Consider the following 26,277-nt stretch of genomic DNA (forward strand, 5'->3'; position numbering starts at 1 on the left):
TGATCTCAGAATTGCTAAATGTTCTGAGTATGAATAAGTGTAGCCACATCAGAGTATCTTTTAGAAGAACAAGAGAGATGTACAAATGAAACATCACATAGCACAGAGTATAAAGGTGAAGAAACGCTTTTTACATGGAAGACAAAAGATAGTTATTATATCAAATCGAATAAATTTTTAAATAGTGTTTCTTTAAATCTCGAATTTGAAGGCAACTCTTATGTTATTCATACCAATATTGTGGAAAAAGATGAAGATATAAAGGATGATAAAAAGATTAAACAATATAGACTTGTTTCTATTGCAAAAAATGGAAATGATTTAACACTTAATTTTAATATCTCTGACCATGCCACGCCTAAACATACTATTTACTTACTCCTACTTAGTGTGATAAAACAAAAGATTGATAATTTGAATTATGATGATATGTATCAAGATAAAAAGATAAGAGAGTATCTTGAAAGCTTACCTTTTGAAGAGAAGAAAATTACTGCTTCGCTACTAGATGAAAATCAAGCAAAAGCTATTAAGACATTTAAAGAGTTGATAAATCAAGAAGAGTTGACAAGATATATCATAGATACAAAAAAAGATAAAGAAGGTAATCTCAAAAGTGCTGCTAATATTTTCAAAAGTGAACTAAGTGGAGAAGAGGATAAGACACAGCTCAAATCAAAAGTATCTAAATTGATGTTATCTAAAAAAGATTATGCTTCTAAACTCTATAATAAAACATCAGCTAAAGCATATTTGGGGTTGGACAAAAAAGAAAAATTTGAGATAGAAGATAAAAAAGATTTGGAAGTGCTCTATGCTAAAGATGATACTCTTAATTTCTTTTATCGTTTAGACCGTGGTATCAATATGTTTTATGCCGGAGTAGACAGTGACTACTTCATACATAAAAACCTCAAAAGGTTTTTGAGTGTTGAGCTTGATAAGTTTATAAAAAACTACATATTTGCCGATACCGATGCAATACTACTTATGGATGAATCTGCTAAGAAGATAGCTACATTTGCCAGAGTATTTAAAAATCAAGCAAATGTCTTTATCGAGTTACTCTCTAGTATAGAGGAATTTCAAAAGTATCTTTGGGAAAAAAGAAAGATGGTTAAAACAAGCCATTATGTTATCAGTAGTAATAAAATTGAAAATACAGAACTGCTTGAAAAGATACTTAAAAATAGAGGTCAGCTTGATGAATGGGAAAGTTTGGGAATTACAAAGAAAAATGAGAAACCAAACATCATAGAACTGCAAAGCTATAGCTACCCCGTAGATACAAAGCATTTTGATTTAGAGTTTAAGTATAGGGTTTTATCTCAATTTGAGAATATAGAAGAAGAACTCAGCGGACTTCTTATAAAAAGTGAGAATTTCCAAGCACTTAGATTTTTGGAGCCTAAATATACAGATAAAAAAGGCGATGGAAAAATAAAATGTGTCTACATAGATCCGCCCTATAACACAGGTAATGATGGGTTTGTGTATAAAGATAGCTTTAAGCGTGCTTCATGGCTTAGTATGATGAGTGATCGACTTGATATTACTAAAAAAATCATGAAGGATAATGCAGCTATCTTTACAAGCATTGATGATAACGAAATATTAAATCTCTTAATACTACAAGAAAATATTTTTATAAATAGTCTTATTCAAAATGTTGTTGTAAAAAGGTCAACAACGGCTGGCTTCAAGTCAATAAATTTAGCACCGATCACAACCAAAGAATATTTAACTATTTTTGGAAATAATGAAAAGAAACTAGAAGATTCAGTAGTTAAAATTTATGTTAAAGCTAAATATACAGATGATTATGGAACATATATTAAAAATATAGAGAGTAGCCATGAGAAGTGGGAGTTTGTTTCATTGTCAGAATTGTTTTTTGATAGTATTGATGTAAAAACATGGCAAGAAGCCAAAAAGAAACTTGGTGAATCATGGAAAGATGATAGAGAAAAATTCCAAATACAATTTGCATTAAAACATAGTAATGCAGTAGTGGCATTTAAGGATATACACAAACCAACCGATGCAATCAAAAAGATAAAGAGAAAATCACATAAAGATAAAGAAAATGTTTACATCTATAAAAGAGAGAATGGAGATGATATTTATTTTCTAAAAGGTAGAGTTATTACTTTTCTAAAAAATAAAATTAAAAATATAGATGGTAAGCCTGAAATATCAGAAGTTATATCTGATGTATGGACTGATATAAAATGGGATGGCATAGCGAAAGAAGGCAATGTTGAACTAAAAAGTGGAAAAAAACCAGAAAGGTTGCTCGCGAGGGTTATTGACTTATCAATAGAAAAAGATGAAGAAGAAACTATATTAGATTTCTTTGGGGGGAGTGGTACAACGGCTGCAGTAGCCTATAAAATGAATAAAAAATTTATTTCTGTTGAAATGAATGACTATTTTGAAACAAAAATGTTAAAACGACTTAAACATACTATGTTTGGTAATAGTGGTGGTATTGCATCTCAAAGAGAAAAAGGTATATTTCAGTATATAGAGCTTGAACAGTATGATGACATCATAGATAATCTTGAAGTAGTAGATGGAATTGATTACTCAAAAATAGATTTTGGTTATATTTATGAGCCAGATAAAAATCAAATAAACTTTAGAATGGAAAATGAACTGAAAAATCCATTCTCAAAAGATAGTAAATTTGATATATTTGCCTCATTGCTATTCCATGAAGGATTAGAGCTTCAAACAGTTAAATTTGAAAATGAAGTATTGTTTGCTACCTGTAAAGACAAGTATGAGAAAGATTGTGCTGTTGTGTTATCTAACGATGAAAAAAAGGCAAAAAATAAAGTAGCATCTGTTGTAGATAATTATCATAAAGTTTATACAAATGTATTGACACACAATAGTGAACATATCATTGCAGAAACATTTAAGGGTAAATAGATGAAGAGTAGTGACTTAATTCTATTTAGAGATATTTGTGATGGTATAGATAGTAATCTTTACAACACTTTGCAAATGCCTGATGATGAGTTCAAAGAAGATGTTGAAAGTGGAGAGTATTTTAAGTATCTTCCAAAAAATGACATAGAGTATGATTTTGAAGATAGAGAAGAAAAATTAGATGTATCTCTGAGGTATTATCAGCGAATGGCACTGTATTTTACAAAATACTACTTTGAAAAAAAGTATCTCATAGATGGGAATGAAAACAATAAGCTAACATACTGGATGGCAACAGGAAGCGGTAAGACAGTTATCATGAAAGCCAATATCCTTGACTATTTTGAATACATCAGAGATAAAAATCCATCTGAAATAGAAGTTATTATTACCTCTCCTCTAAAAGAGCTTATTGGTCAGCTTCAAAGTGAAATGGGAGAATTCTTTACCGATCCATTTTTTAGAGATTTTAAATTTAACTACAAGATAGAAACAACACAGGGACTTATAAGTAGATATGAAAACGAATCACATGAGATAGTAGGAGAGTCACAATACAGACTTTTGCTTGTGGATGAAGCTCATATCGGACTAGGAACTTCTGAAAAAGGTGCATTTGTTAAGTTACGAGATGATTTAACACAAAATAGCTCTAATAGCTTTATGTTTGAGTATAGTGCAACTTTTTATGATGTAAAAAATAAAGTACAAATCGATGAATATGCACAGAGAATAGTCTTTGAATATGATTATGGAAAATTTTATAATGATAGATATGGAAAAGATTTTAAATTTGGTGTAGTAAAAAAAGATGCTATTGCCGAAGATGAAAATAAAGATATAAAGAGAAATCTTGATACCAATATAGAAGAGTTTCATCAAAAACTACAAGCCTTTGAAAAGTATAATCAAATAACAAAAAAAGAGAAACAATTTGAAGATAGACCGTTGTTAATTATGGCGGGCAATACAGTATCTGCAAGCAATGAAGACAAATCGGAAAATCCGGAGAATAGTGATATAGCAAAAATCATAGGTTATTTTGCAGAGCTAAAAAATTTAAAAGAATACAATGATGTTTTTAATGCAGATAGCGGTGTTTTGCATCTACTTCAAAATAGTTCAAGCGATGGCGAAATACTGCTAACATATGGTGAAGATTCTTCCCCTTTTGGACTGATAACAGTAGGAAATGTAAAAAAGTTTTTAGAAAACAGCAATATACAAAAGCTGGTATCTGAAAATAAGATTATTTCAAAAACAGTAAAATTTACGAATGAGAATTATCTTTTTAAGAATATAGATTTTTCAACAAGCCCAATCAATATATTGATAGGAAGTAGAAAGTTTAGTGCTGGGTGGAACAGTTTTAGGGCTTCACAAATATGTCTTATCAACTTTGGAACAGGTAGCGGATCGACTATCATACAAATGTTTGGACGAGGGGTAAGACTAAAAGGCATAGATAAAGACGGAAAAAGACAAGAGTATAATTATGTTGATGAGACAAATGGAGAGAAGCATACTTTTTTAGAGTATTCTAAGCGATGTAACACTTCTGAGGAAAAGTATGAACAACTTAAGTATCTTGAGACTTTATTTATTTATAGTCTTAGAAGTACATATCTCAGTAAGTTTATAGAAGAAGATACGGATATATACAAAAAAAATATATCTTTCATTAAAAAAATAGAGGTAACCAATAAAGAGAAAAAGTTACCTGTTTTCTATGTTGATAAAACATTTTTGGATGTAGAAAATGAGATTATTTGTGATGTTAATATTAAGGGTAATGAACTTTTAGTAGAGTATGAGATAGATAAAAATAAAAAAAGCACTTCAATTGATCTACCTATAAGGCTTAATTTGCACATAGAAAAAGAGGTAACTCTTAGATATGATGATTTTAAAGATCTTTTACCTTTTCTTGATAAAGCTTATTTTCAAAGTTTATTTGAAAAGAAAGAACAAAAAAATAGTATTATTTTTAAAAATATAGATATTGATTACATTATTGAATTGCTTCAGAATAAAAAAATAGAAGTAATGTATGATGCTAAAATTATCACTCCCATACAGATACAAAAGTTACTAATTAAGATTGCCAATACGCTTATTTCTAAAATAATAAATAAAATAAAATACCTGGAAAATAGTCATAAATATAAATTTGACAAAATAGTGACCTCTGATGATTATACCTTAGAGTATAATATTAAATTTACACTTGATGAACAGGGGAAAATTGAAGAAGTTAGAGAAAGATTAGAAAAAGATGATAACTATAAAGTATTTACGAAAAAGGTTTTAAGTCATTATTATCAGCCTTTAGCAATTGATCCTGCTTCTAATACCAAAGAATTATATGATACCTTTCAATTATGCGGCTATCCAGAATTAACACAAAACATGACAAATATTGTAGATTGTTATGATGCATATTTTAAAAATATAGAATCTGTTAAAATTACGCCTGATAAACTTAATCAATATGAATTTAAATTTCTTTGTGACCTACAGGAATATATTAAAGAGAATACATTAAATGCAATTATTTTAAGAAATAAATCCAACGGTAATATAGGTATTGTTTCAAACACAGAAGATGGTGTTTTCTATCCTGATTTTATTATTTGGTATAAAGATAATGAAGAAAAAGAACATCTTATTTTCTGTGATCCCAAAGGAATCAGAAACTCTGAAACAGAATGGAAAGTTTGTGAAGCTCCTTATGAAGTTAAAAAAATTGAAAAAGAATGGGGTGAAGATGTCACTGTCCACTCGTTTATTATTTCCAATACAAAATTAAAAGATGTTTCATGGAGACCTATTAAGAATTTAGATATTGAAGAATGTGACAAGTTTTTCAACCTTGTTTTCTTTGATGATGAGAAATATATAAAAAGAATTTTTATGGGACTAAATACTGATATATTATTACATTCGGTATTTCAAAAGCATATAGATCATTTTGATAAAAACACTATAGAAGAGTGGCTAGATGATACAAAAAGAGAAAAACATGTAAATGTAATACATAAAATAAAGATTGAAGAAGATATTGATGAAGAAAAAGCAATGCTTTTATATTTTATTGTATGGGGGAAAAGAGATAAATTAAATGATGAACAAATTAATGAAATTTTCCAAGATACAAAAGGTGAAATTACGAATAAAATTCTAGAGGAAATTGTGGGAGAAGGGTTGAATAGTATATTTCCTGGTGTAAAAATTGGTTTAAAAGCCTTGAAATTGATCGTAAATCATCTAAAGTAATAACTTATAATGCCACTAAAATCAAGAAAGTGGTTGCACATTATAACTTTTTATAAATTCTCACAAATTGCTCCTGACTTGCGTGATAAGCAAACTTAAACTTTTCAACCTTTAATAAATTCCTAAAACAAGGGGTTTAAAAAGACATAACTTGTGTACTTAACATGAGTTCGGTTTAAAGTATAATCAATTCTCCCCTCTGATTGTTCATATTTTCATCTGCCATTTCTACACCTTCTTATAAATCTATTGTGAAATTTTAACATAAAAAAATTATGCTTTACTTCACTATTGTTACCAAATAGTATCACATAAGCCTTTCCACCAACACTATAGTTTCATCCAAATCTGCCATTTTTACTAAGTCTTGTGTAAATCCACTCTTGGAAAACAGAAGATATTTTTTTATGGGTAGTGCTAATTCTATCTTTTTTGCTTTTTCTTTGAGTGCTTGGAGTATATCTACTCCAACTTTTTTGTTGCTGTATTTGCATTCACCAACGACCATATACTCTTCGGATATCCCTACAAGGTCGATCTCATCACTTTTGCTCCACCATCTGCCACATTTTAAAAGATTGTTATTTTTGAGTGTATATTCTATTGCTAAATCTTCATAAGTTTTAGCAACATACCCGTTAAAGTTTTCTTTGATTTTTTTCAGTACATAGGCACTGTTGCCTATCTCTAGTTGGCTCTTGTTGCTTAGCACATACAAAAACCAAAATCTAAAAAAGTTATCTTTTATGAAATAGAGTCCTTTTTTACTTTTTTGAGGATTTTTCTCTGTAATAGGCACATCTTTATAAATGATATCCAGCTCTATAAGTTTAGAGATAAATGAGGTGATGTTTTGAACATTCTTTCCTAGTTTAGAGGCGATATGTCCTAGTTTATGCTCACCTGATGCTATTGTTTCTAGTATTGTAAAGTAGGTAATGGGTTCATTTACTTCATTTTGTAAGATATATCTTGGCTCATCATAGAGATAGGAATTATTTGAGAGGATATTTTTTCTAATTGCATCAAAAATATTATCTGCATCATCAAACATTTCAAGATATTTTGGGACTCCATATAAAACGGCATAGAGTTCTATAAGCTCATTTTGGGTTTTATTTTTAAAAAAATGGTGCAAGTACTCAAACTTTAAAGCTTCTAATTTTATTGCACTTGTTCGTCGTCCATAAAGAGGGGAGTTGTAAGAGAGTGTTTGCTCATACATCATTGAGATGATAGAACCACACAATATAAGATGAATATTTGTATTACGAAGTATCTCATCTACAATGTATTGAAATTGTGATGGAGTTGCTTTGTTTATTTTTGTAAGATATTGAAACTCATCTATGATAATGACAAGCTTTTTTTGAGGCTTTTTTGCTGCAATGTAGCTAAAGAGTTGTTGTATGTCACTAAGCTCAATATCTCGCAAAAAATCATCTTCAAAAAAGTCAGCCACTATACTTTGAAACCTTTTTAAGATAATTTTTTCACTCTCTAAAGTAACTAAAAAATAGATAGCAGGTTTTTTACCAATATACTTTTTTAAAAGTGTTGTTTTGCCAACCCTTCTTCTTCCATATAAAACAGTAAATCTAAAGGAATTCTTTTTATACTCTTGCTCCAATGTCTGTAATTCGTTGCTTCTATTGACAAACATTACTATCCTTTTATATATTTTCAATTATTATAATATAAAAACGATTAATTATCAATTTGCCATTTATATCTGTATCAAACTCTCAAAAAGCTGATAATTCTTCAAAAAGTAGCTAATCTCTACAGGCTTTAATCCAAAAAGAAATTTAACAAAGAGTGTTAATGCCTCTGGTGAATAGCTGCTACTTTGAGATTGACTTTTGTAAAACTCCATAATCTTCATATCTATATCTTCATCACTATGATCCTCTTTTATAAAGGCATTAAAAAGTGCTTCTATCTCATCCTTTTGTATTTGTCTATTTTTTACAGCACTTACGATGATAGCATCATATTTTTCCCCTACAATCTTTTCAATCGCATTGAGTTTGTGTATTTCTTGTAACTCCATACCGTTTGGGATAAATATAATCTTGTCTGCATCATACATCTCTCTACCAACTATCCCTATAGATGCTGCCCAGATAGTTACATCTTCTATAATAGGCTCTTTTTTAAGATAAGAGGGTACGATGCTATCACTTATAAGGTAGATCATATCACTTAATGTATACTTTTTTGTATCTTCATTTTTTTGCAGTGATTCTTTTATCTTTGCAAACTTTTTTGAGAGTGCATTTTTGTCTTGAATCTTTACCCCTATATCTATACATATAAGCTCATTAGTGTTGGATATCTCATAAAAATATGCATGAGTTGAACCACTCTCTATATGTTTTTGTATATCTTCATCTACAGGAGTGATGCTAGTCGATTTATTCCATTGTTGAGCGACTCCATTGGTTACAAACTCAAGCAACTGACTATTGAGTGAACTTAAAAACTCTTTTTTATGCATAAATCTAACAGGAAGACGCGCTGCACCTAAAGAGGGTTGTAGCATATTGTGAAAGAAGTAATCTATATCTTCATCATACATCCGTTTTAAAAAACTATACATTAGGTATTTATAATCATTAGATATTTTCCAAGTTTCTATAACCTGCTGCGCTACTAAAAACTTTTTTGATAAATTGCTATCGTTCATCTGAATCCCTTTTCTTTTGTAAAAGTATAACACAATCTTATGGCATATCAGGAAATAGTAATAAATGCTATATTAATTGCTGTAAACTATAACTATGTAACTTTTACGATTTAAGTATCTCATTTTTGTACTCTTTTATAGCACTTTTTGACATATTTTGAATCTTTTGTAAATCTTGTTCTATATCTATCACAGGGATATATCGTTGTATCAGTTCAGTAACCAAGAGAGACTGTTTAATATCTCTTTGCCTTTTCATCAGATCTTTTCGTTCATGTTTGCCAAGCCAGTTTTTATAGACTGCATACTCTAATGGGTGTATCACATTTACAAAAGCACACTTACCGTTTTGAGCTATAAGCATCTGTTTGTGCAGTTTTGAGTTTTCAAGCCATTTTGTACCTGCTATCTCCAGATTTAAGACACCACTAAACACATCTGTCTTTTGCTCTTTTTTTGAGATGGGAGTGATAATCTCTACTACTATATCATCATTATTGACAAACCTGTAGGGAGCCTCTTTGCTTTTTTTAAAACTTTTATCTACATCTATCAAAAGAGATTTTAAAGTTTTTTGAGGGAGTTTCTCCTTGAGTGCAAAAGCTATCTTTTTATTTCGCTTATTAAAAACATCTATATCAAATGTTGCTAAGTGTTGCTCCTCTATAAACACCCCTGCATAAGCCTCGTAAGCATACAAAGAGTTTGTACCGATAATGATAACCTTCTCATCAAGTCCAAGCTCATTGATACGGCGAAAGAGATTAACTAACACATTGGGTACTCTTGCTATTTTAGTAAACTTATTTATCTTTTCATTTTTAAGTAAAAGTTCTTTGCTTTGTTTTAAAGAGGCTTTGAGCTCTTTTTTTTGTTTGTTAAAGGCTTCATATATTGCTACAGTCTTATCATTTTTTCTTCCAAGTGAGACTCTTTTTTTGGTATCTAAGCACTCTTTAAATAAGTACTCTTTACCTTGAGATTTGTTCCAGCCCATACGGAATCGAAACGATTTGTTGTAGCGAATCTGTTTTTCCAAGTAGCTTTTATACTGCATCTCAGAGTTGATATATGTCTTTCTCTGATCATCACTATAATCCACAAAATAAAAGTCCATTAAAGCCCTTAAAAACGATATTTAAAAAGATATTGTACTGTTTTTTCAGTTTTTTTGCAAAAATAGTACAATATTATATAGATATTTCAAAATATAGCCGTATCATTGTAATTGATTCCAAGTAATTTTCCTTCTTTTTATTTTGTTTTAGTATGCATATCTGTAAATAATAAGAAATGCTTGACAAAAGTTAAAAATAATTCTATACTTTCACAAATAAACATCAGGAGATTGCAATGGAAAGATTGGGATTTATCAAAAATAATTTAGAGTCAAGTAGTAGTTCAAATATCATCCCTGTTGATTTTAAACATGCATATGTAACAGGTATAACAGGCAGCGGAAAAACTGCATCGGTTATCCGTCCAAATCTAAAAGATCGTATCAACAAAGGGCATGGAATAATTTTCTTTGACTATAAAGGACATGAACATCGTTATGTAAAATATTTTGCTAAAGAGGCAAACCGTCTGCAAGATGTAGTAGAGATAGGTAAGCCAACAGGAACCTCTATCAATCTCTTAGAGGAACTCGATACAAACAAACTCATAGCATTTATGAAAAATTCTGAAAAGTCACAAGATACTTACTGGATAAACACTACATCCCAGTGGGTTGTAAGTACAATAGGTGTAGCAAATAGTCTCTACGATATCAACAAGTGGATCAGTGAAAATACAGATTTTAGTGCTTATAAAAAAACTTATGATAATTCATTTACGGAGTTGTTAACGAAAAAAATATCTTTTGAGACCTTGTATGATATATTTGACAACATTAAAAATTTCAAAAAATTTCAAATGTTCATTGCTACAATGACGGATCATTTAAATAGAATCAAGGGTGATCTCTTTGCACACTTTGAAGAGTATGATATGCCTCCAAAGGAGATAACTAGTAGAGTTACACTTTTTTATGCAAAATTTGAGGGATTTAAAAAACATAGTAAATTTATGAAAGAGAAAAAACTAAGCCAAGTAGCATCTGATGCCTCAAGTGGAGATAATGGTGTTTTTCAGATGGTAGGTAACATCATAGGTGCCTATGCAAAAACATTTTTTTTAAATAACTCTCAAAGTAATCTCAAAGAGATAATAAATAGCAATAAAATTCTCATTATAGATACACAAGGTTTTGATGATACGATGATAGAGCTTTTCTTTGATGCTATCAATGATCAGCTATTTCATAGAATAAAAAATAAAAATCATAAAGATCTCATACCAATTTCAATGTTTGTAGATGAGGCATATAGAGTTATTAATACAGGTGATGAAATTCGTAATGACATCCTGCGTGAAGCAGAAGTAGAGTTGATATTTTCTTTCCAAAACGAAGAACAGTTTGTAGAAAAAATAGGTGGCAATAAGTGGCTCTCACTTCAAAGAAACTTTGCGCACAAGTATGATATGACACAGCAACATCAACTATATTGCGATGATACACTTCATACAATAGAAAACTTTGAAGAGTGTTTGGATGATGAGCTAAACAGTGCAGAAGCAGACTACAATAATATTCATCGTGATTTTTTTACAAAAACTTTTATATCTGATGGTCTATTACCATCGCAGTTTGTAGTGAACTATATACATCAAATTTTTGAAAAAGACCAAACAGTTGATGTTATTGATATAAGCACAAACGAAAGTACCTGCTTGCAGTTTGTTCCAGCACATATAAAACAGGAATGTTTTGAGGATTATCTATTGTATGACAATTTATCATCTTCAGAAAGAACTTTAAGTATTTTAGTTTGACGCTCTTGTGAATATTTAACTAGAAGGAGACACAATGCAACGAATAACAAACCGTCAAAAAGAGATTCAAGAAGAGATTAGCAATATAAAAGCAGAAGCAAAAGATTTAGAGTATATGCTTAAAAATGATCTCTTTGAAGAAAATGAAATGAGAGATTTTGTTCAAAAGAGACTCAATAAGATGCAACATCTTTTAGAGTTTTTTGAACCAGAATTTTATGATAACATGACAAAGGAAAAAAACTATGAAACCAACACTACACCAAAGATTGCTTAATCTTAAAGCAGGGTATGAAACACTTTTAGAAGAACAACCATCTTACAAGCAAGAGACAACACACATTCTTGATGTTATCAATAAAACGCTATCAATTCCTCAAGAGAAACTGGGCTTTTTTGAAAAAAGAGAGATTAAAATTCTTGCTAAAGATCTTGAGAAAAGTTTAGGACGATTACAAGTTTTGTTTGAGAAAAAAAGAGAAGAGGATAGACAAAGTTATGAAGATTTTAAAAAGAGGTTTGAAATAGCACAACAAATCAGAGCTACAACAAACAACTGTTAATGAACATTAAAATTGTAAAAAAGGAGAAGAGATGCTGCTTACCAACATGTTTGCTCAAAGAGTTGTTAGTGAATTATACAAGCATAAGAGTATAAAGATAGATGATATTTATAACAACAGTGAGCTTGATAGAAGTGTCATAGATTTCATTATATCGGATATGGTGGAGTCAAAATATATGATATTAGATTTGAACGATAATGGCGAAACCATAATAAAAGAGCATAAAGGAGATAAAGAGCTTGATGTAGTAGATGAGGACTCTAATGCTATTTTGATTGACTCAACCAATAAAGAGATACTTGAGTATAATAAGATGAGAGATGGCAAAATACTTTTATCGAGCGGGCAAATCTATTTTTTTGGTAAATATGGTGTTGTATTATTCCGTACATCAGGGCTAGATAGTTATGAAATTGTAGAGGATATTATCATTTTCAAAACTTTAAACAGCATTTATAAGTTTAAAATGCTAAAGAATTTTCATATAGATAATTCTGATTTTCTTAAAAAAGAAAAGTTAGATGAACTAAGAAGGCTAAAAGAGTTGTTAAACAGGTAGTGCTTCAAATTTTGTTTACACAAAATCCTGAGCGATATCTATTTATATCAATAAATCTTATGAAAAACAAACCAAACTACCTAACAAGCATTCCGGCTCTAAATCATCATCACTACGATTGGCACACAACAAGTGTTAATTATGAACGTCAATACCATGAGAGTGTAAAAAAATGGAGTTCATGGGGCATTGAAAATAATATCGCAACTCCGATTCGTGCATATCTTGATTATCTCTATCATAATATTAAGATTGCACGGCGTGTTCCAAATATGCGTATAGATATGTTTCTCTTTGATGAAGATGAAGAAAAAGAGATAGAGGAAAAAATTGAAACGATGCTCAGACCTGCTTTAGATGATGAAGAAGAGATTGAGCTTTTGGAGTTATTTAAAAGGTGGAAAATATGACTTTAGAAGTAAATTATACTCTCAAAGAAAAGCTCGAAGAGAAGAGATTGCACTCGCAGTAAAAAATAATAACATCACTTTTGATAAGAGTAATTTTTCACAAGCGATAGATATAGATAATATTGATGCTTTGGCAAATATGAAATTGGATGCTTTGGAAAAGGGTAAGAGTAGTGCAAGAGATGTTTATGATTTGGGTTTCATTATTACTCATAAGCAAGAGGTATTATCATCAAAAACAACAAAGAGATTTATGGAAAAATTTACAAATATTGATTTTGTAGATTTTCTCTTAGTGAATGAATCTGTTTTTAAAGGAGATGGTATATTAGATGTAGGTGACCTTTTTGACAGTATTTTAAGATTGAAAAAAGGTATCAAGAATATTGATAAAGAAGTAAAAAAAGATTTGACATGAGGAAAATATGAAAGTCGATATTTTAAGTGATTTACATCTTGATTTTTACTTTAAACCACATCTAACAACAAGTGAAAATATCATCTCTTTTTTTGAGAGTATTTTTACAAATAGAGGTACTCAAAAGATTGGAGATGTTTTAATAGTTGCCGGTGATATCGGACATAACAATAAACAGAATATAGAAGTTTTAAAAATATTGCAAAAAAAATTCTATAAACATATTATTTGTGTTCTTGGAAATCATGACTATTATCTTATAGGGAGTGAAGCAAAGTATGCTTTTAAGAACAACTCTTTTTTACGCATTGAAGATATGCAAAAGCGCATCAATCAAGAAGAAAATTTGCATTGCTTGGATGGCACAGTTGTTACTATAGATGGAGTTCAATTTGGCGGTGCAAATAGCTGGTATGATGGAAGTTATGTAAAAAAGTACTTTCCAAGTCTTGATAATAGTGATATTAATTTATTGTGGAGGGAAAATATAAACGATAGTAATTTAATCAAGGGAATCAGTTGGTTTGATGAGATTCATACTCTTGAGATGAAAAAACTTGAAAATATATATAAAAATTGTGATGTTATGATTACGCATGTAAATCCGTCATTTGATGAGAAGCATATAGATAAAAAATATCATAACAGCCCTATAAATACATTTTTTACATTTGATGGAAGTAAATTTTACAAAAATGGTTTTATAAAATATTGGGTATTTGGACATACGCATGATTCTATAGAGTACACGATGGAAGATGTAAATTTCTTATGTAATCCACTTGGTTATCCTTATGAGAGCAACTATGGAGAGGGCATTATAATGAAGAGCTTTGAAATCTGAAGCAAAATGCTATGAACCTTATGTTACAACAGGCTGCGAATATTTTAAATGTGGCATAGTAATAGAAAAAAGTATTTGTATATTTTTGCATCTTTTGTATCAAAAAGTATAAAAAGATGCAAAAATATACAAATAGATAAAACAAGACATAAAGAATGATAAAATTGATTTATAGTTTTTTCTATATAATTTTATAAAAAGATACAAAAAAGGAAATCCGATGATAAATGAAAACAGCATAGAAGTTCAATTGAAAGAGCTTAACAAGACAGTACAGTTAATGATGGAAAAAATGGAAGCAATGGAGAAAGAGCTAAAAGCCAAATCCCCATCATCAGACACTAAGGAACTCTTAACTCTACTAAAAGAGATGGACGAATTTATGAAACGAGTTGATGAAGAAAACGGAGATAATCTTGTAAATGCCCATGATTCACTTACTGAGACAATTAATGGTAATGCAAAAGCTTTAGTTTCCTACCATGAAACAACACAAAAATTCGTCAAACAAGTTTATGCAAAAATAGAAGAAGAGTCCCAAAAACTCAATAGAAGCATCGGTGCAACCCAAAACACAACAAAATTCTATTAAAAATTAAAAAAGGATAAAAATATGGCACACAAACCAACGAATTCAAGAATTGATATTTCCAAACAAAACCCAAAACAAGAAGACGCAACTGAAGCCTTCCAAGCCCTAGCAACCCGCCCACCGGAATACCAATCAAATTTTCAAGTGCCAATTATATCCGAAAACCTCTACCCCTTCAATGACATAAATTTGACAACTGCTAACCAATACGCCCAAATACCCATATTGACAGATAAACTCTACTCAACAAAAGCAATACCAAAACACGATTACATCAGTAAGTTTTTTTCGGATAAAATGCAAATTTCCCCAGATGGCAAACTTGGAGAGAACAACGATGGCATCTACTCTTCAAAATTGTTACGCTACTTAGAGGACCCAGAACTACATACGCAAAATGCTATGAACCTTATGTTACAACAGGCTGCGAATATTTTAAATGTGGCATAGTAATAGAAAAAAGTATTTATTTGTATCTTTTTAGTTGATAAATAATCTTTTGTATCAAAAAGTATAAAAAAATGCAAAAATATACAAATAGATAAAACAAGACATAAAGAATGATAAAATTGATTTATAGTTTTTTCTATATAATTATAAAAAAAGATACAAAAAAGGAAATCCGATGATAAATGAAAACAGCATAGAAGTTCAATTGAAAGAGCTTGCCAAAACACAACAGTTGATGATGGAAAAAATAGAGATAATTGAAAAAAAGCTTGAAGCTAAAACTCCTACATCAGACCATGCAGAACTTGTAACAATGCTAAAAGAGATGGATAAATTCTTAAAACAAATGGATGAAGATACAACACATAATCTTTCAAATGTCCACGATGCACTTACAGGAACAATAAGTAATCATACAGATGCCGTAATCTCCTATGTAGAAACAGCACAAAAATTCATCAAACAAACCTATGCAAAAATAGAAGAAGAGTCACAAAAACTTAACCGAAGTATCGGTGCAACCCAAAACACAACAAGATTTTCTTAAAAAAAGGACTAAACAATGGCACAATTTAATGAATACATACCCGAAAAATCCAAACAAAACCCAAAACAAGAAGACGCAACTGAAGCCTTCGAATCCCTCGCAACCCGCCCACCGGAATACCAATCAAATTTTCAAGTGCCCGTTTTGACATAAAAACTCGGAGATAAAAAATCTCTTTTTTCCCTCAAAAAAATTACATTGAAAAATCCTAAATTCTCAAAAAAGTTATATAGGAAAAAGTTATCCTAAAAAAGGAAAAACTGGGGGCGAACCCCCTACACCCCCCTTGAGGAAAATGACAAAAACAGTAGGGGGTTCGCGATGAAACCTTAAAGTACCTCAAACCCCCATACTGACGACATCTCAAATTTTCCTCTTTGGAGAACAACCTACTATAAAAGTTAATTTTCGGAGCAAACCTTAAACGAAATTTCTTTTGTGAAAAATAAATCTCAAAAATTGATAGAAAATTCGTTTTTTAAGTGATTAGTTTTGAGGAAAAATGCAACGAAAATATGGCTGTATTTTTTGAGGAGAAATGTAGTACAATTCTATAAAAAGTACCCAGATTCAAAAACAGCTTTGGAAGCATAGTATAGTGTTGCAAAAAAGTCAATATGACTTACTCTGTAGGTACTCATACTCGATATAATGAAATAAATGCAAAGATATGAAAATGAAGATCAAACCAATTAAAACTGAACAGGATTATGATACAGTACTGCAAAGAGTTGATGAATTAATGGAGTTAAGTCCTAAACTTGATACACCGCTTAGCGATGAACTTGAAGTTTTAGTAATGCTTATAGAGAAATATGAAGAGAAAAATTGGGTTATAGATGTGCCAGACCCTATCGAAGCAATAAAAGTAAGAATGGAATAAATGAATTTAAAACAAAAAGTACTACAAAATATCATTTTTGACTAAGAAAATGGATAAAAAATGTGCCTAAAAGATATAATAAAAGCTACAAAAAATGATATTGAGAGACTTTTTACTATAACTGATGAAGATATTTCACAAAATGCTTTTGAGCAGATAAAAAAGATGAAACGATTTTTACCACGTAAGATATTTGAATATGAGAAAAAAAGTAAAGAGCTGATATTTATGGCGGGAAGCCCTGGAGCTGGAAAAAGTGAATTTGCAACACGATTAAAAGAGAGTTTGAAGATTGATGTTATTAATACTGATGATGTAAGGAAATTATGTGATGGCTATAGTGGTAAAAATGCTCATTTGTTTCAAAAAGCAAGTTCCAAAGGTGTTAGTATTTTGGTAGATTATGCATTTAAACATAACATCTCTTTTATCTTAGATGGAAATTTTTCAGACTACAAGATACAAAAAAGCAATATTGATAGGGCAAAGAAAAAGGGTTATGATATAAAAATCTTTTTTTGTTATCGATCTCTCAAATTTGCCAAGCAATATACAGTGCATAGAGAAGAAAGGGAGGGTAGGGTTGTTCCTGATACAATATTTGAGAGTAAGTCTATAGGTTCTGCTGAAACAGTAAAACAATTTTTTGGAGATGTTAGAGTAGATTTTTTTGATATAGAAAATGGAGAAATCTATCAAAATATATCAAAAAAGCATTTTTGTGAAAAAACAAATACTTTTTTTGATTATTTTTGACAGATGCATACAAAATGTTATTTTGGGAGAAAGTAGTCAACAGTGATATTTTGTGGGATTGTTTAAGGTTTTGTATTTTTATATAAACAAAGATAAAGGGATTTTAATTATGATAATAACAAATACGGAGACAAAGGAAAAGAGGAAATAATCAGGATGGAGGACAGAGGACAGATTTTCTCAAGACAAGCTCAAAGATTGTTAGGTGACGAATATGTTACTTTTTCAAGACGAGTTCCTGTTGAGCGGTGAGGTTCACAGATGGGATGAATGCTCTAAGCTCCCCATTGTTCCGTAAACCATAGCCATTTATGACGGAGTAATTCACAATGTCATAACATATTTTAATCTTTTTTATATTGTAATCGACTCAAAATATGATACTATTATACTGACTAATCGACTCAAAGGAAAAATATGAGTTCACATGAAGAAGTTAGAAAATGGATATGGCAACATGAAAACTATCCTATATTTTCTTATGACAAAGGAAAGCTCTCAACACTTATAAGTGAAATAGAATACTTACGAGGTGTTCTTGATGGTTACTCAAAACTTTTTAATGAAGATGATATACGAAAAATAGAGATAGACAGACTCACAGATGAAGCAATAAATACTTCTCTTATAGAAGGTGAAGTTTTTAAAAGAGATGGTGTTCGTACATCTCTAAGAAAGAGATTAGATAAAGCATTTGATGCAAGAAGTGATAGTTATGCAACAGCTATAACTGATAGTCTTGTAGAGATACTAATAGACTGTAGCTTAAACAAAGAACCTTTAACACTCCAGAGACTTCATGGATGGCATAACTGCCTTTTTGAGCATCAATACTCTAAACTATATAAAATTAATGTAGCAACTTTTAGAAAAAATGATGATATGGAAGTAATTTCTGGTGCAATTGGGCATGAGAGAGTACACTACCTTGCTCCTCCTGCTGTCAAGATAGATGAAGATATAAAAAGACTTTTTGCATATTGTAATGATAGCGATGAAAACATCTATATCAAAAGTGCTATCGCTCATTTATGGTTTGTTATTATTCATCCCTATGAAGATGGAAACGGAAGAGTTGCAAGAGCAATCACAGACTATATCCTCACGCAAGGAACAACTTTTACACAGTTTAAACTTTACTCTATTTCTACAGCTATTAATAGTGATAGAAAAGTTTACTATGATATTTTAGATAGAACAACAAATCTGTTAAAAAATAGAGAGTTTGATATAACACCATGGATAGAGTGGCATCTTAACATTTTAAAAAGTGCGATGCAAAGTGGCTTGAAAAATATAGAATACCTTGTGCAAAAAACAAAGTTTTGGGATAAATATAGAGAGTATGCACTGAATGACCGACAGATAAAAGTGATAAATAAAATTTTAGATATGGGAAGTGAGAATTTTGAGGGTGGGATAAGTACCAAGAAATATATCTCCCTTACTAAAGTAAGTAAAGCTACAGCAGTAAGAGATATATCTCATCTTGTAGAGCTGGGATGTATTCAGCAGATAGAGGGAAGTAGTGGTCGCAATATTAGGTATAGATTGGATATCTACTAACTGTGCTTACAAGAATCTAAGTAACAAGATGATAAACTTTATGTATGAGATTGTATATCAGAAAAAATATAATATGGCTTGATTTTGTAGTTAATGGTAGGCGATATAGAAGAAGTACAAAGCTTGATGATACTCCTGCAAATAGAAAGCTTGTACAGAAAGATATAGCACCGCAAATTCAAGCAGCAATAGCAAAGGGTGAGTTTGATCCTGAAAAAAAGAAAATAGTACCTACAATTAAAGAATTTGGCTATAAATCACTTGAATTACATAGACATGAAAGAGAGCAAGAAGTAACGAGGGCTTATAAACTTAATTTTGTAAAACATATACTTCCTGATTTTGGAAATAGATTATTATCTCAAATTACTCCAACTGATTTACGAGAGTGGCAAAATAAAATTGTTGATAAAACAAGTGCATCGTCTTTGAAAAAATATAGGAATATTTTTAGGCAAATTTTTGTAGATGCTTTAGAAGAGGAGTATATTAAAAAAAATCCCTTTGATAATATTAAAATACCAAAAGCAGAATATAAAGAGATCACTCCTTTTAGTAAAGATGAGATAGAAAAGATTATTAAAACTGCAAGTATAAAAATGAGGAATTTTTTTATCATTTCTATTTTTACTGGTATGAGAACGGGAGAATTGATAGCTTTAAAGTGGGATGATATAGATTATGATAGAAATGAGATAAGAATTTGTAAAACACAAAATCGAGGTAGAGCAAAAGGTCACACAAAAACAAAATCATCAAACAGAACTATTGATATGCTTCCAATTGTTGAAGATTACTTAAAAGAACAATATACAATCAGTAACAGAAAATACTTAGAAAGTAAGTATGGGGATAGAGATGATTTTAAATTTACAAATCATATTTTTCTTAATAACAAAGGGAAACCTTATTACTCAAGTGATATATTGAATTTATCTTTAAAAAAGATTCTTAAAATGTGTGATATACCTGAGCGGACACTTTATAATACTAGGCATACTTTTGCAAGTTTAATGCTAACAAATAATGAAAGTATCATGTGGGTGTCACAAATGCTTGGACATAAAACGGCAAATATTACTTTTGAAAAATATGCAAGATTTATAAAAGAAGATGTCAAAAATCGTGCAAAATTCATTCAAAAATGGCACATATTTGGCACACATGATAACCCAACACGGCTTAAAGCCCAAAAATAAGGAGTAAAATATGCAAATTAGAGTCTATTACGAAGATACAGACACAGGTGGTGTCGTGTATCATGCAAATTATTTAAATTTTTTATTAGTAAATTTAAAAATGTTCTTTATAAAGTATTAGTTATAATTTAACTTATAAAATAATATTTGTACAGTTAGGAAGAATTATGTCTAAGGGTAGAAAGAAGAAACTTGAAATTCTTTTAGAAGAAAAAACTCCATATAAAAGTTTTTCTGAAATATCTGTGTCGAATGAAATGCTTATATGGGAATATATAAATGTGAGAGATTCCTCTAAAAAACTAGAAAAGATTGCTTTGTCAAGAAAAGCAGATGAAAAGTATTGGACTGATTTGATTCCTTCTCGTGGTTCAATAGCTAAAATGATGCTTACAAAATTAACCACTGATTCTAAAGGAAAGGCCACTTATATATTTGATAAATATTCAAATAAAAAGATTTTATTGAATGAACTGGTATATTCTGTAGCAGATCTTTGTTTAATCAAAAATATAGATAGAAATACTGCTTCCCGATATATCTATGCAATTAATTCTTTTATGGATTATCTAGTTCAAAATAAATATGAAAATATTAAGTCTGTTAATGATATGAATTTAGATTTTCAGAGTTTACTTAGAATAGAACTGTCAAATAAACAAAGTAAAATATTTAATGAATATGGTAAAAGATCATATACTAGAAATATTTTAGTTTATGCAATAAATAAATTTGGAAAAAATGAAAATATTCTTAATCAAAGTATATTACTACGTAAAAAGATGACAGGTTCAAAACCAAGGATGGATTTATCTCAAGAAATTGCTGTACAACTTTTATCTGCTTCAATTGTAGAGATGGATGCAATAATGAAAAAACGAGAGAAACTTGAAAAGGAATGGAGACCTACTTATCATAATAAATCATTTGATTCTTTGGAAAATTTAGCTAATGCATATTTAAATTATCCTCAAATATTTCATAAAAAAACATCTACGAGAGCAACACTTGCTAGTATAGCTAATTATAGAGCAAAGTATGATAGATTATGTTTATCTGTATATGGTTATAAATTGAGTGATCTGAGCGAAAATGATCTTGCCAAATTAGCTTTAAAAGGCGAGAATATTGATGAACTACAAAACCCTAGAATGATGGCCTGGTTTATTGATGATGTATTGATTGACTATCCTCTCAAATGTGGTAAAAAAGTTTCAGCAGATACCCCTATGTCAAAATATTGTCATTGGAATTATAATGCAGGTCTTAGAAGTTTTTTAATAGGGAAAAACACTTATGAAAATCCTTCAGAGCTTTTAAGTCTTTTTTATGAAATTCTATCAATTAAATATCCTTTTATTCAACAATTGGTTCCTTTTATGCTTTACTGGATATTACAGACGGGGTCTAATACTGAAGCTCTTTTTAATATGGAGTGGAGAGAGAAAATTGGAGATAAATACTTTGAAATAGGAGAATATAGTCCGTTTGGCGATACACCGGTTATTAGGAGTTATAAAAATAGAGGAACAAAAAACTGGTATTGGTTTCCTTTGAATCCAAATGAAAAAAATGGTCTTTATGATATATTTTTATTTTTAAAAAAATATTTAAAGGAATTATGGAAATATAATTCTATTTATCAAATTGAAAAATCTTCAAAAAATTCTTTTTGGACTTATATTGTATCTAACCAATCTCACGGTTATGTTGCAAAGCCAGTGAATAGAAATATTTTTAGTTATGAATTATCAAAATTTCTTCAACGGAATAAAATTATTTCAAAAGATGGAAATGTGATCAAAAGCATTGAACTTGCAAGGTTGAGAAATACATTTATAACAGCAGCTGATTTAGCTGGAGCTTCACTCGAAGAAATTAAGGAATGGATTAGGCATGATAGCTTTGATACAAGGTTTACAAATTATGGAAATTCTCCAGATCAAAGAAGTAGAAACTTTAATGCAATTTATGCAATTCAAGAATCTATAATTGATAGTGCAAAAAATTTTAAAGGGAAAATATATACAAAGCATAATCAGAAAGAATATCAATTAAAGAAAAGTTTAAGTTCTTCTTTCTTATCAAGATGTACAGATAATAAAAATCCACATTATACAGGGGTTCAAGATGTTAATGATAATGAAATTTGTATTGATTGGGATAATTGTTTAGCATGTTCAAATTCTAGAGTATTTAAAGAGCACTTACCTAGAATTTGTTACAGGATTATGCAGTATGAAAAATTTCAATCTGTAATGACTGCTGATGAGTGGGAAAATAATTATGGAAGTAAATATTTGATTGCTAAAGATGTGTTGAAAAAATGGATAGATAATGGTGGGACACACGATGATCTTAATTTAGCATGGGAAGAAGCGAAATCAGGTAAAGTGAAATTGCCTGCTATTTTTCCTCAAGGTTTTATGAAAACACTACTTAATAACAATAAACTAGTGAGCTAATATGACACAAAACAAAATGGAAATAATTAATTTTACTAATTTAAAAAATAGTTTTTCGTCAATTGAAAATTTAGCTTTATATCTCAGTGATAAAAAAGTCACGAAATATTCTCATTTTAATGATCAAAGGTGGATTTTTGATACAAGGCCAGACAAAACATCTTTTAGTTTTTTAATAAATAAAAAACGACTTCAAAACAAACCATTAGAATTGTTTTGGAAATTATTTATTTATCTAACTACAGTAGGTTTACCTGAAGTATCTGTCCGAAATAAAGGGAAAATCAGACACTCTTATACGTCAACAACTCTATTTGAATTTTTACAAAAAATTCATTATCCTGGAAATATTTCAAGATCTATTCTTTTTACCCCTGAAGAATGTGATAAATTTATATCTTTTATTAAAGAGAAGAAAACAAGTATAGAGAATCAAAGACAAAAGTTATCGATTGTTCAAGTTTGGTACCAAATTAATAAATATTTACCTTCTATATATCAGCTTCCAACCGATCCGCTGAGGGGGAAAAAAATAATTGAAATTTTTCCTGGGCAACAAAATAGTAAAAGCGAAGATGAGTTAGGATGGGTACCTATACCTATAAATGATGCACTTTTTATTACAAGAGAATCAATAAAGTGGGTTGAAGATTACGGTGATGATATCTTAAATATTCATAAGAAATGGATAGATTACTTTGGTACGAAGCCTAAAATAAGTAAGTTTACAGCTTTTGGAAAAAAATATAATAATACATGTGGAAGAAATACAGCAGTAAAATTTAAATTAATTGAAATTATTATGGAAGAAGTAAAAAAACCATCGTTAGATCATCCTTTTTATGAATTATGGCATATTGGTCATAATCTATTAAAACAAAGAATGGGGTTTACTGAAGCAAATTCTAAAATTTCAAGGGTTTATTATAGTAATGTGGTACGTTCATTGTATGGTGCATGTTTAATATTAATTTTATTCTCAACTGGAATGAGAAAATCAGAGCTATATTCTTTACAAAGAGGTTGTTTAGATACAATTAGTAATTTAGATATTCCTTTGGTTGAAAATGAAGTGCTTAAGACTGATGTTGGAATAACTAAAATACCAATTAGTGAAGTTGGTGCAAAAGCAATTCGTCTTTTAGAAAAGTTGGGTAAAATTCTTTCTAGTCAGGAACAAGGTCCTCTTTTAGTCCCTGTCGAACGAGTAAGGAATGACGATGATCCCAATAAACTTGCATCTGTTCCAACGCATGTTCCTTCAATGATGCAAAAATTCTGTGACATTATCGGTTATGGTAAAGCACCACACCCTCATCAATTTAGACATACTCTCGCAGCTGCTGTTTGGGAACGTACAGAGCAAGCTCCTGTTTTATTAAAGATTCTTTATAATCATTCTAGTTTATCTATGACACTTCATTATTTACGAAGAAATCCTATTATCAAATATGCAAAAAAAGAGTTATTTAGACGTAAATATTTGCCATTGGTTCAACAAGTAGTTCGATATCAACAAAATAATGAAATAGTTGGTCCTGCAAGTAAACGAGTTAAAAAAATGGCCGAATATATTGCAAACAGTGATGAATTTGCAGGGAAAACTGAAAAAGAATTGACACTTGCTCTTGAGGAATTGTTTATGAGTATGATAGAACAAGACCAAATGAAATTATTTTTAACTCCATTTTGTGTTTGTATGCGTTTAAACTCGAGTGCTTCAAAAAGTCCTTGTATGCTAATCGAAGATCATAGTGACACTGTTTTAGCTACATTACCACGAACAGACCGATGTGTTGGTTCTGTATGTCAAGATTCTCTTTTTACACCATTACATCAAGATGCTTTGAATGAAAGCATGGATTTTTATGAAAACTATTTAGATCAAATTCCAGAAGATATGAAAGGCAATGTCCTCATAGCAAAAGTCGCACAAAAAGAAATAAAGAAATATCAAAAAATCAACTGGAGATTAAACAATGCCTAGAGGTTTTACTGATTCAATTCAGAGGGCAAAAGAGTCTTTTGAGGAGCTAAAAAAAGAGTCTTTGCTCAAAGGAAAGAATATTGCTAATATATCGAATGTCGCTAAAAATAGTGGAACAAGTAGAACTAATCTTTATGATCAAAAAAATGAAGAATGGAAACAGCTAAGAGAAGATATCGATTTATTTGCGAAAGAGTTCAAAAGCCTATCAAAGGGAAAATATAAAAATCCAGTTGTAGAAAAATATAAAGAAGAGTCAAAATCTTGGGAGGAAAAATATAAATCTATGTCTTCTCAAAATTTAGAACTTTTAGATAGAATCAATTCATTAGAACAAATTATAGATGAAAAACAATCAACTATTTATTTATTGCAAAAAAGACTTGGTGAGAGAGAAGAACTTCTGTCGAAGCTGAGTAAACAAAAAGAGGAAATATGAGTAAAAAACATTTATTTAAGACGACTGTGTACTATGAAGATACTGATGCAGGAGGGGTTGTGTACCATTCTAAGTATCTTAATTTTTGTGAACGTGCAAGGTCAAACATTTTTTTTAAACACAACAGTACACCAATGAAGAATGGATTTCACTTTGTTGTTAAAAAATTAACTGCTAATTTTTTATTCTCTGCTAAACTTGGAGATTCTGTTAAAGTGGAAACATATGTAACCGAAATAAAAAAAGCTTCTTTAGTTATGAAGCAAGTTATGTATTTGAATCATAATGATAAAAAGTTATTTGAAATGGAAGTTTTACTTGCTTGTTTACATGAAGATAAAGTTTCTAAGATACCTGATGATTTTTTAAAGTTACTGTCTGATGAGAAGGAGCTAAAGCAATAGGTAATATAATGGAAGTAAAAAAAGAAATCACAAAATTGATTGATCATTATGAAACATTTGGTTTAAAAGGCATGTTGCCACAAAACTTACCAGAAGTATTTTTGCAAGAATTTGTATTCGAATATGAAGCTTTTAAAAATAATACTATAGATAAACATGCACCCTCCATGATCCTGATGGCAGTTATTATTTTTGAGCATAAGTATAAAAAAATACCGCTTGAAGAAGTTGAACTAACTGTACAGCCAGAAAAATTGATTGAAAAATACAATTTTTATGGTATGGCAGTAGTTGTTGAAGATTTACGTAGAAAAGGTATTGTTGATATATCTCAAAACGATTTACCAACTGTGGAAAATATTTTCGATTTAAACAGGAATGTAGTAATAGAAATTTAATTTTTAAACTTATTT

At 30.0% G+C, this 26,277-nt stretch carries 25 protein-coding genes and 1 pseudogene; 23 read left to right on the plus strand and 3 right to left on the minus strand.

Annotation, left to right across the window (positions count from 1 at the left end):
- Positions 1–240: 240 nt before the first annotated feature.
- Together MLC35_RS05230 and MLC35_RS05235 are read left to right on the plus strand one after the other, a co-directional pair.
- On the plus strand, positions 241–2,937 hold the full coding sequence (locus tag MLC35_RS05230) for a DNA methyltransferase (protein ID WP_434638157.1): 2,697 nt from the start codon (positions 241–243) through the stop codon (positions 2,935–2,937).
- Positions 2,938–6,213 (plus strand): DEAD/DEAH box helicase family protein, encoded by a 3,276-nt coding sequence (locus MLC35_RS05235; protein WP_434638159.1) that lies wholly within the window; start codon positions 2,938–2,940, stop codon positions 6,211–6,213. It abuts the gene before it with no gap.
- 307 nt (positions 6,214–6,520) lie between these two features.
- Here MLC35_RS05235 and MLC35_RS05240 read toward each other — a convergent pair whose 3' ends face one another.
- The 3 genes from MLC35_RS05240 to MLC35_RS05250 all read right to left on the minus strand — a co-directional run bounded on the left by MLC35_RS05240 (position 6,521) and on the right by MLC35_RS05250 (position 10,019).
- A complete protein-coding gene (locus MLC35_RS05240) occupies positions 6,521–7,876 on the minus strand; it encodes an ATP-binding protein (protein WP_434638161.1) in 1,356 nt (451 codons plus the stop codon).
- A 63-nt stretch (positions 7,877–7,939) separates the two neighbouring features.
- Complete coding sequence (locus MLC35_RS05245) at positions 7,940–8,902, minus strand: hypothetical protein (protein ID WP_434638163.1); 963 nt, start codon at positions 8,900–8,902, stop codon at positions 7,940–7,942.
- A 103-nt stretch (positions 8,903–9,005) separates the two neighbouring features.
- Positions 9,006–10,019, minus strand: a complete 1,014-nt coding sequence (locus MLC35_RS05250) for a GSU2403 family nucleotidyltransferase fold protein (RefSeq protein ID WP_434638164.1) — start codon at positions 10,017–10,019, stop codon at positions 9,006–9,008.
- A gap of 236 nt (positions 10,020–10,255) precedes the next feature.
- Between MLC35_RS05250 and MLC35_RS05255 the strand changes: the two genes are divergently transcribed.
- The 21 genes and pseudogenes from MLC35_RS05255 to MLC35_RS05355 all read left to right on the plus strand — a co-directional run bounded on the left by MLC35_RS05255 (position 10,256) and on the right by MLC35_RS05355 (position 26,262).
- Positions 10,256–11,779, plus strand: coding sequence for a type IV secretory system conjugative DNA transfer family protein (locus MLC35_RS05255; protein WP_434638166.1), 1,524 nt, complete (start codon positions 10,256–10,258; stop codon positions 11,777–11,779).
- Positions 11,780–11,813: 34 nt separating this feature from the next.
- Entirely contained in the window at positions 11,814–12,056 is a 243-nt protein-coding gene (locus MLC35_RS05260; RefSeq protein WP_434638168.1) for a hypothetical protein, read from the plus strand.
- Positions 12,025–12,342, plus strand: coding sequence for a hypothetical protein (locus tag MLC35_RS05265; protein ID WP_434638170.1), 318 nt, complete (start codon positions 12,025–12,027; stop codon positions 12,340–12,342). Before MLC35_RS05260 ends, MLC35_RS05265 begins: the two co-directional genes overlap by 32 nt.
- A gap of 31 nt (positions 12,343–12,373) precedes the next feature.
- Positions 12,374–12,904, plus strand: a complete 531-nt coding sequence (locus tag MLC35_RS05270; protein WP_434638172.1) for a hypothetical protein — start codon at positions 12,374–12,376, stop codon at positions 12,902–12,904.
- A 59-nt stretch (positions 12,905–12,963) separates the two neighbouring features.
- Positions 12,964–13,314 (plus strand): hypothetical protein, encoded by a 351-nt coding sequence (locus tag MLC35_RS05275; protein ID WP_434638174.1) that lies wholly within the window; start codon positions 12,964–12,966, stop codon positions 13,312–13,314.
- Entirely contained in the window at positions 13,277–13,732 is a 456-nt protein-coding gene (locus MLC35_RS05280; RefSeq protein ID WP_434638176.1) for a hypothetical protein, read from the plus strand. Before MLC35_RS05275 ends, MLC35_RS05280 begins: the two co-directional genes overlap by 38 nt.
- 7 nt (positions 13,733–13,739) lie before the next feature.
- Positions 13,740–14,576 carry a metallophosphoesterase gene (locus MLC35_RS05285; RefSeq protein WP_434638178.1) on the plus strand — a complete coding sequence of 279 codons (837 nt, stop codon included), beginning with the start codon at positions 13,740–13,742 and terminating at the stop codon, positions 14,574–14,576.
- Positions 14,577–14,796: 220 nt separating this feature from the next.
- Positions 14,797–15,168, plus strand: a complete 372-nt coding sequence (locus tag MLC35_RS05290; protein ID WP_434638180.1) for a hypothetical protein — start codon at positions 14,797–14,799, stop codon at positions 15,166–15,168.
- 21 nt (positions 15,169–15,189) lie between these two features.
- Positions 15,190–15,618 (plus strand): hypothetical protein, encoded by a 429-nt coding sequence (locus MLC35_RS05295; RefSeq protein WP_434638182.1) that lies wholly within the window; start codon positions 15,190–15,192, stop codon positions 15,616–15,618.
- Positions 15,619–15,793: 175 nt separating this feature from the next.
- Complete coding sequence (locus tag MLC35_RS05300) at positions 15,794–16,165, plus strand: hypothetical protein (protein WP_434638184.1); 372 nt, start codon at positions 15,794–15,796, stop codon at positions 16,163–16,165.
- Between the two features lie 15 nt (positions 16,166–16,180).
- On the plus strand, positions 16,181–16,318 hold the full coding sequence (locus tag MLC35_RS05305; protein WP_434638186.1) for a hypothetical protein: 138 nt from the start codon (positions 16,181–16,183) through the stop codon (positions 16,316–16,318).
- Positions 16,319–16,841: 523 nt separating this feature from the next.
- Positions 16,842–17,048 (plus strand): helix-turn-helix domain-containing protein, encoded by a 207-nt coding sequence (locus MLC35_RS05310; protein WP_434638188.1) that lies wholly within the window; start codon positions 16,842–16,844, stop codon positions 17,046–17,048.
- Between the two features lie 60 nt (positions 17,049–17,108).
- The gene (locus MLC35_RS05315; RefSeq protein ID WP_434638190.1) at positions 17,109–17,804 is read left to right on the plus strand and encodes a zeta toxin family protein; all 696 of its coding nucleotides are present in this window, start codon (positions 17,109–17,111) and stop codon (positions 17,802–17,804) included.
- A gap of 417 nt (positions 17,805–18,221) precedes the next feature.
- On the plus strand, positions 18,222–19,370 hold the full coding sequence (locus tag MLC35_RS05320; RefSeq protein ID WP_434638192.1) for a Fic family protein: 1,149 nt from the start codon (positions 18,222–18,224) through the stop codon (positions 19,368–19,370).
- Positions 19,371–19,414: 44 nt separating this feature from the next.
- Positions 19,415–20,569, plus strand: coding sequence for a tyrosine-type recombinase/integrase (locus tag MLC35_RS05325; protein ID WP_434638194.1), 1,155 nt, complete (start codon positions 19,415–19,417; stop codon positions 20,567–20,569).
- A gap of 10 nt (positions 20,570–20,579) precedes the next feature.
- A pseudogene (locus MLC35_RS05330) lies at positions 20,580–20,684 on the plus strand (acyl-CoA thioesterase); the annotation flags it as partial.
- A gap of 52 nt (positions 20,685–20,736) precedes the next feature.
- A complete protein-coding gene (locus tag MLC35_RS05335) occupies positions 20,737–23,034 on the plus strand; it encodes a hypothetical protein (RefSeq protein ID WP_434638195.1) in 2,298 nt (765 codons plus the stop codon).
- Between the two features lies 1 nt (position 23,035).
- Positions 23,036–25,021: a tyrosine-type recombinase/integrase gene (locus MLC35_RS05340; protein ID WP_434638197.1), complete on the plus strand. Its 1,986-nt coding sequence runs from the start codon at positions 23,036–23,038 to the stop codon at positions 25,019–25,021.
- A complete protein-coding gene (locus tag MLC35_RS05345; RefSeq protein ID WP_434638199.1) occupies positions 25,014–25,460 on the plus strand; it encodes a hypothetical protein in 447 nt (148 codons plus the stop codon). The genes MLC35_RS05340 and MLC35_RS05345 overlap by 8 nt, the downstream gene beginning before the upstream one ends.
- Positions 25,457–25,864 carry a YbgC/FadM family acyl-CoA thioesterase gene (locus MLC35_RS05350; RefSeq protein WP_434638201.1) on the plus strand — a complete coding sequence of 136 codons (408 nt, stop codon included), beginning with the start codon at positions 25,457–25,459 and terminating at the stop codon, positions 25,862–25,864. Before MLC35_RS05345 ends, MLC35_RS05350 begins: the two co-directional genes overlap by 4 nt.
- Before the next feature lie 8 nt (positions 25,865–25,872).
- Complete coding sequence (locus MLC35_RS05355) at positions 25,873–26,262, plus strand: hypothetical protein (RefSeq protein ID WP_434638203.1); 390 nt, start codon at positions 25,873–25,875, stop codon at positions 26,260–26,262.
- Positions 26,263–26,277: the final 15 nt, after the last annotated feature.

It is taken from the genome of Sulfurimonas sp. NW7, from assembly GCF_051132265.1.
Taxonomy (GTDB): domain Bacteria; phylum Campylobacterota; class Campylobacteria; order Campylobacterales; family Sulfurimonadaceae; genus Sulfurimonas; species Sulfurimonas hydrogeniphila.

What these genes read in the sequence shown, in the direction of transcription:
- MLC35_RS05260 (WP_434638168.1), top strand. Translation starts at nt 11,814, where the DNA reads ATGCAACGAATAACAAACCGTCAAAAAGAGATTCAAGAAGAGATTAGC.
- MLC35_RS05345 (WP_434638199.1), top strand. Translation starts at nt 25,014, where the DNA reads ATGCCTAGAGGTTTTACTGATTCAATTCAGAGGGCAAAAGAGTCTTTT.
- MLC35_RS05245 (WP_434638163.1), bottom strand. Translation starts at nt 8,902, where the DNA reads ATGAACGATAGCAATTTATCAAAAAAGTTTTTAGTAGCGCAGCAGGTT.
- MLC35_RS05340 (WP_434638197.1), top strand. Translation starts at nt 23,036, where the DNA reads ATGACACAAAACAAAATGGAAATAATTAATTTTACTAATTTAAAAAAT.
- MLC35_RS05270 (WP_434638172.1), top strand. Translation starts at nt 12,374, where the DNA reads ATGCTGCTTACCAACATGTTTGCTCAAAGAGTTGTTAGTGAATTATAC.
- MLC35_RS05240 (WP_434638161.1), bottom strand. Translation starts at nt 7,876, where the DNA reads ATGTTTGTCAATAGAAGCAACGAATTACAGACATTGGAGCAAGAGTAT.
- MLC35_RS05320 (WP_434638192.1), top strand. Translation starts at nt 18,222, where the DNA reads ATGAGTTCACATGAAGAAGTTAGAAAATGGATATGGCAACATGAAAAC.
- MLC35_RS05300 (WP_434638184.1), top strand. Translation starts at nt 15,794, where the DNA reads ATGATAAATGAAAACAGCATAGAAGTTCAATTGAAAGAGCTTGCCAAA.
- MLC35_RS05265 (WP_434638170.1), top strand. Translation starts at nt 12,025, where the DNA reads ATGAAACCAACACTACACCAAAGATTGCTTAATCTTAAAGCAGGGTAT.
- MLC35_RS05255 (WP_434638166.1), top strand. Translation starts at nt 10,256, where the DNA reads ATGGAAAGATTGGGATTTATCAAAAATAATTTAGAGTCAAGTAGTAGT.
- MLC35_RS05310 (WP_434638188.1), top strand. Translation starts at nt 16,842, where the DNA reads ATGAAGATCAAACCAATTAAAACTGAACAGGATTATGATACAGTACTG.
- MLC35_RS05235 (WP_434638159.1), top strand. Translation starts at nt 2,938, where the DNA reads ATGAAGAGTAGTGACTTAATTCTATTTAGAGATATTTGTGATGGTATA.
- MLC35_RS05315 (WP_434638190.1), top strand. Translation starts at nt 17,109, where the DNA reads ATGTGCCTAAAAGATATAATAAAAGCTACAAAAAATGATATTGAGAGA.
- MLC35_RS05250 (WP_434638164.1), bottom strand. Translation starts at nt 10,019, where the DNA reads ATGGACTTTTATTTTGTGGATTATAGTGATGATCAGAGAAAGACATAT.
- MLC35_RS05295 (WP_434638182.1), top strand. Translation starts at nt 15,190, where the DNA reads ATGGCACACAAACCAACGAATTCAAGAATTGATATTTCCAAACAAAAC.
- MLC35_RS05335 (WP_434638195.1), top strand. Translation starts at nt 20,737, where the DNA reads ATGTCTAAGGGTAGAAAGAAGAAACTTGAAATTCTTTTAGAAGAAAAA.
- MLC35_RS05355 (WP_434638203.1), top strand. Translation starts at nt 25,873, where the DNA reads ATGGAAGTAAAAAAAGAAATCACAAAATTGATTGATCATTATGAAACA.
- MLC35_RS05350 (WP_434638201.1), top strand. Translation starts at nt 25,457, where the DNA reads ATGAGTAAAAAACATTTATTTAAGACGACTGTGTACTATGAAGATACT.
- MLC35_RS05290 (WP_434638180.1), top strand. Translation starts at nt 14,797, where the DNA reads ATGATAAATGAAAACAGCATAGAAGTTCAATTGAAAGAGCTTAACAAG.
- MLC35_RS05275 (WP_434638174.1), top strand. Translation starts at nt 12,964, where the DNA reads ATGAAAAACAAACCAAACTACCTAACAAGCATTCCGGCTCTAAATCAT.
- MLC35_RS05285 (WP_434638178.1), top strand. Translation starts at nt 13,740, where the DNA reads ATGAAAGTCGATATTTTAAGTGATTTACATCTTGATTTTTACTTTAAA.
- MLC35_RS05305 (WP_434638186.1), top strand. Translation starts at nt 16,181, where the DNA reads ATGGCACAATTTAATGAATACATACCCGAAAAATCCAAACAAAACCCA.
- MLC35_RS05325 (WP_434638194.1), top strand. Translation starts at nt 19,415, where the DNA reads ATGAGATTGTATATCAGAAAAAATATAATATGGCTTGATTTTGTAGTT.